Origin of the sequence: Rhodanobacter sp. PCA2, assembly GCF_013620825.1 — a bacterium.
Classification (GTDB): Bacteria; Pseudomonadota; Gammaproteobacteria; order Xanthomonadales; family Rhodanobacteraceae; genus Rhodanobacter_A.
In genome coordinates this window covers 35,433-44,032 of the sequence record NZ_NJIC01000003.1, presented here as the reverse complement: position 1 = coordinate 44,032, position 8,600 = coordinate 35,433, and the positions used below count along the sequence as shown (strand labels likewise).

The following is an 8,600-nucleotide window of genomic DNA, read 5'->3' as shown; positions in this document are numbered from 1 at the left end:
CTGACCGCCGCGCAGGGCGACGTGACCAGCTTGCAGGGCACGGTCGGCAGCCTGCAGGGCGCGATGGCGGATGCGCTCGCGTACGACGACACCACGCACGCCAGCGTGACGCTGGGCGGCGCCACAGCCTCCGCGCCGGTGGCGCTGCGCAACGTGGCCTCCGGCGAGCTGAGCGCCACCAGCACCGAGGCGGTGAACGGCTCGCAGCTGTACGCGACCAACCAGCAGGTGAGCACCAACACCACCAGCATCACGAACCTCGGTGGCCGTGTCACCACGGTCGAGGGCGACGTTACCAACCTTGATGGCCGTGTCACCACGGTCGAGGGCGACGTCACCAACCTCGATGGCCGTGTCACCACGGTCGAAGGCAGCGTCACCAGCCTGACCAACCAGATGAACACCGGCACGGTGGGTCTGGTGCAACAGGCGGCGGCGGGCGCCGCCCTCACGGTGGGCAAGGACACGGACGGCACGTCGGTGGACTTTGCCGACAAGGACGGCAATGCCCGCACGCTGACCAGCATCGGCGCAGGCACGGCCGACACCGATGCGGTGAACGTGTCGCAGTTGAAGAGCTCGCTGGCCAGCGCTGGCCTGGTGGACGACGACGGCAATGCGGTGGCCGCGGTCACCTACGACAAGAACGCCGACGGTACGCCGAACCACGGCAGCGTCACCATGGGCGGCGGCAAGGCGTCGGGCCCGGTCGCCATCAAGAACGTGGCCGCGGGCGTGGACGACACCGATGCGGTGAACGTGAGCCAGCTGAAGGCCACTGGCCTGGTCGACGGCAGCGGCAACGCGATGGATGCCGTGGTCTACGACGCCGGCTCCAACCGCGGCATGATCACGCTGGGCGGCGCTGGCGCGCTGGCGCCGGTGACGCTCACCAACGTCGCCAACGGCAAGAGCATGTACGACGCCGTGAACTTCGGCCAGTTGTCGAGCCTGCAGAGCGATCTGCTGAGCCAGATCAGCACGGTCAGCGACCAGGTCGTCAACGTCGGCAACCAGGTCGCTGACATCGATTCCCGGGTGACCAGCATCGAATCCGGCGACACGGGCCTGGGTGGCAGCCTGTCTTACCTCGACAGCAACGCCGCCAGCGATGCTCCCCACGGCAATGCCGATGCAGGCGATTCCGCCGGCCTGGCGCTGGGCTACGACAGCGTGGCGACGGGCGAGAACGCGTCCGCGATCGGACAAGGCGCACAGGCCCTGGGCAGCAACGGCCTTGCCGTGGGCAGCGGGGCTTATGCCGCCGGCCCGAACGACACGGCCATCGGCGGCAATGCCAAGGTCAATGCCGACCACGGCACGGCCCTGGGCGCCAACAGCTCCGTCGCCGCCAACGCGACCAACGCGGTCGCCGTGGGCGCGGAAAGCCAGGTCAACGCATCGTCGGGCACGGCCATCGGCCAGGGCGCGTCGGTGGCGGCGTCCGCAACCAACGCGGTGGCCATCGGCGCCGGTTCGCAGGCCACGCAGGCGAACAGCGTGTCGGTGGGTTCGGCGGGCAACGAGCGCGTCATCACCAACGTGGCGGCCGGCGTGAATGCCACGGACGCGGTGAACGTGTCGCAGCTGCAGTCCACCCAGGACTGGGCGCGGAACTACATGGACCACGCCACCGGTGCGCTCAACAACCGCATCAACAACGTGGGCCGGGATGCGGCGGCAGGCACGGCGGCCGCGATCGCCACCGCCAACATCCCGCAGGCCTACGCGCCGAACCAGGGATCGGTCGGTGCCGGCGTGGGTACGTTCAACGGCCAGACCGCGGTGGCGGTAGGCATGTCCACCGTCACGCCCAGCGGCCGCTGGGTGCTGAAGGCCAACCTCACCGGCAACAACCGGGGCGACGTGGGAGCCGGCTTCGGCGCCGCGATGGTCTGGTAAGGCCCGACATCGCCTGGGGCGATGGCCGACGAAGCGAAGGGCCGGCGGATGATCGCCGGCCCTTCCGGATTCCCCGCACGATGCAAGTCGTTGCCAGCGGCCCGGGGAACCGGTCTTCGCGTGCGGCGCATCGCGGCCACCTGGCAAGGCATCGCCGGGCCAATGCACCCGTTGCGCCCGGAGCCCATCCTGGATCACTTCCATGACCCATCGTTCTTTCATCGTGACGCCGTCGTGGCCGGAGTGCCGGTGCGGCCACGCACGTCCCGCAAGGTTCCTCGCGACATGAAATGGCCGGCTGGCGCGATCCTGCTGTGGCTGGCACTCCAGTCCGTGTACGCGTGCCCCGAAACGGCGGCGCCGGAGCCCTTCTCCGTGGCGGCGGCCGCTTTGCCGCCGGCGGATTCGTCGCTGGTCGGCATGCCCGATGACGGCGTGGCGGATGCCCGGGCGATTCTCGACGATGCGGAAACGGCGCTGAAGCGGGTCGGCATGCTGCCGGTCGCGGTAGCGATCCTTGGCCTGCTCGGCGTGGTCGGCTTCATCCAGCTCAGCTTTCGCCGCGCCCGGCGAAACCGGTCGGCGTGGCGCGCGGAGGAGCGTCGCTTCGCGCACCGGTTTGCCTTGCACGAGGCCGTGTTCGAATCCATTCCCTATCCGGTCTTCGTGAAGGACGAGCAAGGCCGCTACGTCGCGGTCAACAAGGCGTACGAAGCGATGTTCGACTGCCGGCGCAGGGAGCTGATCGGGCGGGACGCGATCCAGAGCGGGCATCTCAGCGCCACCGAATCGTGCATGGTCCACGCGCTGGACATGGACGTCGTGAAATCGGGTCGCGCCGTGCGGCGCGAAACCCGGCTGGCGGCGGACGACGCGCGTCGCGACAAGGACGTCCTGCTGTGGGTGCATCGTCTGGAAAACGTGGACGGCAAGGTCTCCGGCCTGGTCGGAACCTGCGTGGAGATCACCGGACTGCGCGAGGCCGAGATGCGCGCCCGTTTGCTGGAGCAGCGCCTCAACAGCATCAGCCTGACGTTGCCGGGCGCGTTCTTCCAGATCCGCTGCTGGCCGGACGGCGCGCGGCGATTCAACTATGTGGCGGGCGACACCCGGTCGCTGGTGGGCATGACGCCGACCGAGATCATGGAACGGGAGCTCGACCTGTTCCGCCGCCTGCACCCGGAGGACCAGCTGGAGACCGAGCGCAAGATGGCGGCGGCGCTGGCCGAAGGCAGCGCGATCGAGCAGTTCGAGTTCCGCATCGCCGTCAACGGCGCCTGGCGCTGGCTGCGCACGGAAGGCAGCCAGCCGCGGCGCCTGGACGACGATTCGATGGAGTGGACCGGCTACTGGGTCGACACCACGGATTTCCGCCAGCAGCAGCAACAGCTGAGCGAGGCCATGCGGCGCGCGGAGGAAGCCGTTTCGTCGAAAAGCACGTTCCTGGCCATGATGAGCCACGAGATACGCACGCCCATGGTGGGCGTGCTCGGGCTCATGGAACTGCTGGAAACGCGGCTGGCCCATACCGAGCATGCGCAGACGCTCGCCGTGGCCCACGAATCCGGCAAGTCCCTGCTGCATATCCTCGACGGCGTCATCGACTATTCGCGCATCGAATCGGGCCGCCTGCAGATCGAGGCGGCCGCGTTCGACCTGCGCGCGATGGCCGCCGGATTGATCGACCTGTTCGCCACCAGGGCGACCCAGAAGGGCATCCGCGTCCTGCTGAGCCTGGACCCGCGCCTGGCGAAGACCCATGTCGGCGACGCCACCCGCATCCGCCAGATCGTGACCAACCTGCTCAGCAATGCCGTCAAGTTCACGAACACCGGCGTGGTGGACCTGCGCGTCGACCTGCTGCGCAGCGCCAACGGCGGCGACCAGGTGCGCATTTCGGTGATCGACACCGGCATCGGCATCTCGCCGGACCAGCAGGCGCGGCTGTTCCAGCCGTTCGGCCAGGCCGAGGCCTCCACCACGCGGCGATTCGGCGGCGCCGGGCTGGGCCTGGTCATCAGCCAGAACCTCGCCCACATGATGGGCGGCCACGTGGCGCTGGACAGCATCCCGGGAATAGGCACGACCGCGCGTCTGGAACTGGTCCTGCCGGTGGCGGAAGCGCTGCTGCCGATCGCCGCGCCACGCGAAGCGCCCTGCTGCCGCGACGACACGGACCGGCCGACTTCCCCGGTGCGCATCCTGGTGGCCGAGGACAAGCCGGTCAACCGCCTGGTCATCTCCGAGCAACTGGACCAGCTCGGCTACCGGCACACCATCGTCGACGACGGCCAGCAGGCCTGGGACGCGCTGCACGCGGCGGACTTCGACATCGTGATCACCGACAGCCTGATGCCGGTGGTGGACGGCCATGAACTGGTGCGGCGCATTCGTGCCTGCGAATGCGCCAGGCATGCGCACATCCCCATCCTGGTGATGTCGGCGAACACCACGGCCGAACACGTCGCCCGCTACTCCGCGGCGAACGTGAGCGGCTTCATCTCCAAGCCCACCACGCTGCAGACGCTGGGGCAGGCGATTTCCAGGTGCCTGCAGTAACGGGGCGACCGCCACCCGGTCGTGGCGCCCCGGGCACGCCCGGCGTCCGCGCATCGGTCCGGCATCCACGCGGCGGCCCGTTCAAGGCGTTTCCCGAAAGCGTCCGACTGCCTCGCTGCGGTAGCAGGCCCGCGTGCCGCACAGCGGTGCGGAGGCGTTGCGCCGACGGCATCGAACCGTAGCCCTGCAGCGCCTGTTCAGGGGCGTGCGTTCAGCCAGTCCCTAAGTTGTCCCAGGACCTGCCCGCGGCCCGGCTCGGCCTCGTTGAAAAGCTCGTGGTACAGGCTCGCGAAGTGACGCGTGACCAGCCGTGCCGCCGGCGCGGCCGCCGCGAAGTCGCGGCTGCCGGAGGCGTCGACCAGCGCATCGTCGCCGGCCACCAGCAACAGCGTGGGCGTGTCGAGGCGGCCGGCGTCGGCGATGCAGGCGGCACCCGCGCGGAAGATGAAATCCCCGAGGCGCGGGCTGATGCGGTCGTGGCACAGCGCATCGGCGCGATAGGCGACGGCCACCTGCGGATCATGGCTGAGGCCCGCGAGGTCCAGCCCGTTGCGCAGCGGCAGGTTCGGCACGAGGCGCACGAGGGTCGCCGCCAGCAACTGCAGTGCCTTCGATGCATGGCTGCGTAGCGCAGGCGAGGAAAGCACCAGCGCCTTCGGCGCGACGCGCCCGTCCAGCACCGCGCGCAGCGCAACCAGGCCGCCCATGCTGTGGCCGAGCAGCAGCGGCGCGGCGCCGAGCGTGCGCGCGTAGTCGGCGTGCACGATGGCGAGGTCCGCCAGCAGGTCGTCGGCATGCCTGAGCACACCGCGCGGTCCGGGGCTTTCGCCGTGGCCGCGCTGGTCGTATGAGCGCACCGCGTAGCCGAGCGCGTTGAGCCAGCGGGCCAGCGCGTCGTAACGGCCCGCATGCTCGCCCAGGCCGTGCACGATCAGCACGCCGTCGCGCGCGTGCGGCAGCGGCCAGTCGTGCAGGCGAAGCGCCTGGCCGTCGGGCATGTCCAGCCACGCCGCTGCGCCCGTCATGGCGGTCAGTGCTCCGTCACCTGCAGGTTCTTCATGAGCAGGTCGAGCCGGGCCTTCATGTCCGCCTGCGGATGCGCGCCGGCCACGGCGCAGTACGCCACGTACAGCGCGTCCTTGCCGGCGTCGGCGTTCGCCACGGCGCTGATCAGCGTGATGTCGTTTTCGGTGCGCGCGACGCCGTCGTAGGGATGCTTCCGCTGCGAAATCTTCCGCCAGACGCTCTTGTAGTCCTCGTCCAGGTCGTCCGAGGGGCGCGCCACGCGCTGGATGTCGACGCGGTCCATCTCGTCGGCGGCGCGGTCCTTCCAGACGCGCACGTCGCCCACGTCCCACGCGACCTTGCCGTTGTCGGGGAAGAAGCCGAAGCCGAGCATCAACAGGCTGTTCGCGTCGATGGCCTGCACCTGCGGGGTGAAATCGAAGCGCAGGCGCGGCGATACGTAACCGAAACGGTGTCCGTAATCGACATCGAGCTTGATGTCCGCGAACGCCGCAGGCAGCAGCTTCCGGTTCTTCAGGAAATCCTGCCACTGCGCGAGGGTGCCTTCGTAGGCGGTGTCGAAGAAGTCCGTCATCGCTTCAAGGTTGATGCGGAAATCGTGCAGCCTGCCGGCGGGCAGGTTGCGCACGATGCCGACATAGCCGTCCGGCACCGGCAGCGTCAGCACGAGCGTCATGCCGTTGCCGTAGGGAATCGGCCATGCGCGCACCTGCCAGCGGCGCTGCCAGCGATCCGTGTGCACGGCGTCCAGCGTCGGCTTGCCCAGCGAGGTGACCTTGACCTTCTCGGTGCCGACCGACCGCTCCATGAAACCGATCTTCAGCAGCATGTCCATCAGTTTCTGCGGATCGTCGTAGAGCCTGGCGACAGGGACGTCGTCCGGCTTGCGCAGGTGGAACAGAAGGTTCTGCCCCACCAGGCCGAGCGCCACGAAACCATTGTTCGAGAGCGGGATGCGCGGGCCCTGCTTCACCGACGCGTTCCAGTTGCCGGTGGGGTCGCGGCCGATCAGGGCGGGCAGGCCGTTCATCCGCGCGCCGCTGTGCAGCAGGCGGTTGGAGCCGGTGCCTTGCGGGAAGACGCGGTCCGGCTCCTTGGCCAGCAAGGCCTTGAGCTGGCCGTCCACGTACGCGTCCTCCAGTTTCTGGAAGCGCGCGTAGAAATCGCCGAGGCTTGCCGGCAGCGCGAACTGCGCCTTGAAGGGCTGGTTGCTGGTGGTGTCGAACAGGTCGAACTGGTAAGGCATGCGGCGGTCGATCACCGCGAGGTCGCCCGGCGCGTCGAGCACCTGGTGGATCGTCAGCGCGTAGTTGAGGTTTTCGTTGGCCGACTTCATCAGCACCACGCCGATCACCTTGCCGTCCTTGTCCAGCAGCGGGCCGCCGCTGTTGCCTGGCGAGGCGGCGGCGGAGAAGCGCATCCACTTCCATGCGCCGTCCTGCTGTTCCGGCGTGTCCGAGGTGTACAGGCCGTCGCGTATCACCACGCCGGTGCCCAGCGCGTTGCCGACCGCGTACACCACTTCGTTCAGCGCGGGCTTGCCGTCGATGGCCAGCGCCGCATCATCCGCCGGCGGCTGCGCCAGCGTGAAGACCACGAAATCCCGGCGCAGGTCGAACTTCTCGACCTTGGCGATCGGGTACACGCGGCCGCTGGCGTCGCGCAGTTCGGGCGGCCCCCACAGGCTGCCGATGCCGGCCATCAGCACGTGCCCCGCGGTGACGTAGCGGCCGTGGCCGATCGCGAAGGCAGTGCCGATGGAGTGGTACTTGTCGGTGCGTTCCTGATACGGCAGCAGGTCCAGCGGCAGCGGTTTCTCGTAGCTCAGCGGATCGTTGACGGGCTTGGCCTGCACCACTTCGAACGTGGCCGCCTGGATCTTCGGCAGCAGCGCGGGATCGAGGCTGGCGGCCCGCGCCGCCGACATGCCGAGGGCAAGCCCGGACACCAGCACCATCACGCCGATCCGGCCGAGGCGGCGGATCGCCCAATCGCACCATGTACGCATACGTTTCCTTCGCATGGCGGCGCGGCCCGCGGACTCCCCTTGGCATCCTCGCGGGCGGCGACCGCCTGCATCTTGGCATGGCGGCGCCTCGTCTGCATGACGCACGGCGGCCTTTCCGAGAGCGGGATGCGGGCGCCCGCATGACGGTTTGCGAATGAACGGACGCGTAGAATCCGAAACCCCATGGACGTTGTGCCTCGCCCTGCATGCATGCGGATGCTTCCCCGCTGAACGGCTTCCATCCTGCCGTCGCCGCCTGGTTCGGCGGCCGCTTCGCCGCGCCCACCGCGGCGCAGGCGCAGGCATGGCCGGCGATCCGCGCGGGCGGCCCCGTGCTGGTGGCCGCACCTACCGGTTCGGGCAAGACGCTCACCGCCTTCCTGGCCGCGATCGATGCGCTGGTGCGCGAGGGCGTGGCGAACGGCGGCACGCTGCCGGACGAGACGCGGGTGGTCTACGTGTCGCCGCTGAAGGCGCTGTCCAACGACATCCACGTCAACCTGGAAGAGCCGCTGGAAGGCATCCGCGCCGAGCTGGAGAAGCTGGCCCTGCCGGGTGCGGCGATCCGCACCGCCGTGCGCACCGGCGACACGCCGCAGGCCGAGCGCGCGTGGATGCGCAAGACGCCGCCGCACATCCTGGTCACCACGCCGGAGTCGCTGTACATCCTGCTCGGCTCCGCGTCCGGTCGCGAGATGCTGAAGAGCACGCGCAGCGTGATCGTGGACGAAATCCACGCCGTCGCCGGCAGCAAGCGCGGCGCGCATCTGGCGCTGACGCTGGAGCGGCTGGAGTCGCTGTGCCAGCGCCGGCTGCAGCGCATCGGCCTGTCGGCGACGCAGAAGCCGATCGAGGACATTGCAAGATTTCTCGTCGGCGCGGCTGTTCCCCCCTCTCCCCTTTGGGGCACGCGGGGAGGCGCCATGGATGGCGCCGGCTTTGAGGAGCGAGGAGAGGGTTGGGGTGAGGGGCCGACCTTGCCACAGCCTTCATCGAAGCAAATCCCCGTAGACACCTCTACAAGCCCCGCCCCCCCCCCCCCCCCCCCCCCCCCCGGGGGGGGGGGGGGGGGGGGGCCCCCCCCCCCCCCCCCCCCCCCCCCCCG

Annotated in this window: 5 protein-coding genes; 3 read left to right on the top strand and 2 right to left on the bottom strand. The window is 69.5% G+C overall.

Translation table 11 applies throughout. From position 1 onward, the window contains the following. Window positions 1-1,902, top strand: a 1,902-nt coding sequence (locus PCA_RS01040; protein WP_181300264.1) for a YadA-like family protein, incomplete at its 5' end; no start/stop codon positions are given. Window positions 1,903-2,187: 285 nt separating this feature from the next. Then, on the top strand, window positions 2,188-4,461 hold the full coding sequence (locus PCA_RS01035; protein WP_181300263.1) for an ATP-binding protein: 2,274 nt from the start codon (window positions 2,188-2,190) through the stop codon (window positions 4,459-4,461). 197 nt (window positions 4,462-4,658) lie between these two features. On the opposite strand, the gene PCA_RS01030 is transcribed toward PCA_RS01035, so the two are convergent. Together PCA_RS01030 and PCA_RS01025 are read right to left on the bottom strand one after the other, a co-directional pair. Further along, window positions 4,659-5,486, bottom strand: a complete 828-nt coding sequence (locus tag PCA_RS01030) for an alpha/beta hydrolase (RefSeq protein WP_181300262.1) — start codon at window positions 5,484-5,486, stop codon at window positions 4,659-4,661. A 5-nt stretch (window positions 5,487-5,491) separates the two neighbouring features. Further along, window positions 5,492-7,495, bottom strand: a complete 2,004-nt coding sequence (locus PCA_RS01025; protein ID WP_181300261.1) for a serine protease — start codon at window positions 7,493-7,495, stop codon at window positions 5,492-5,494. A 206-nt stretch (window positions 7,496-7,701) separates the two neighbouring features. Here PCA_RS01025 and PCA_RS17460 point away from each other — a divergent pair. Further along, window positions 7,702-8,600 (top strand): DEAD/DEAH box helicase (locus PCA_RS17460; protein WP_255436583.1); only part of this gene is annotated, 899 nt, incomplete at its 3' end.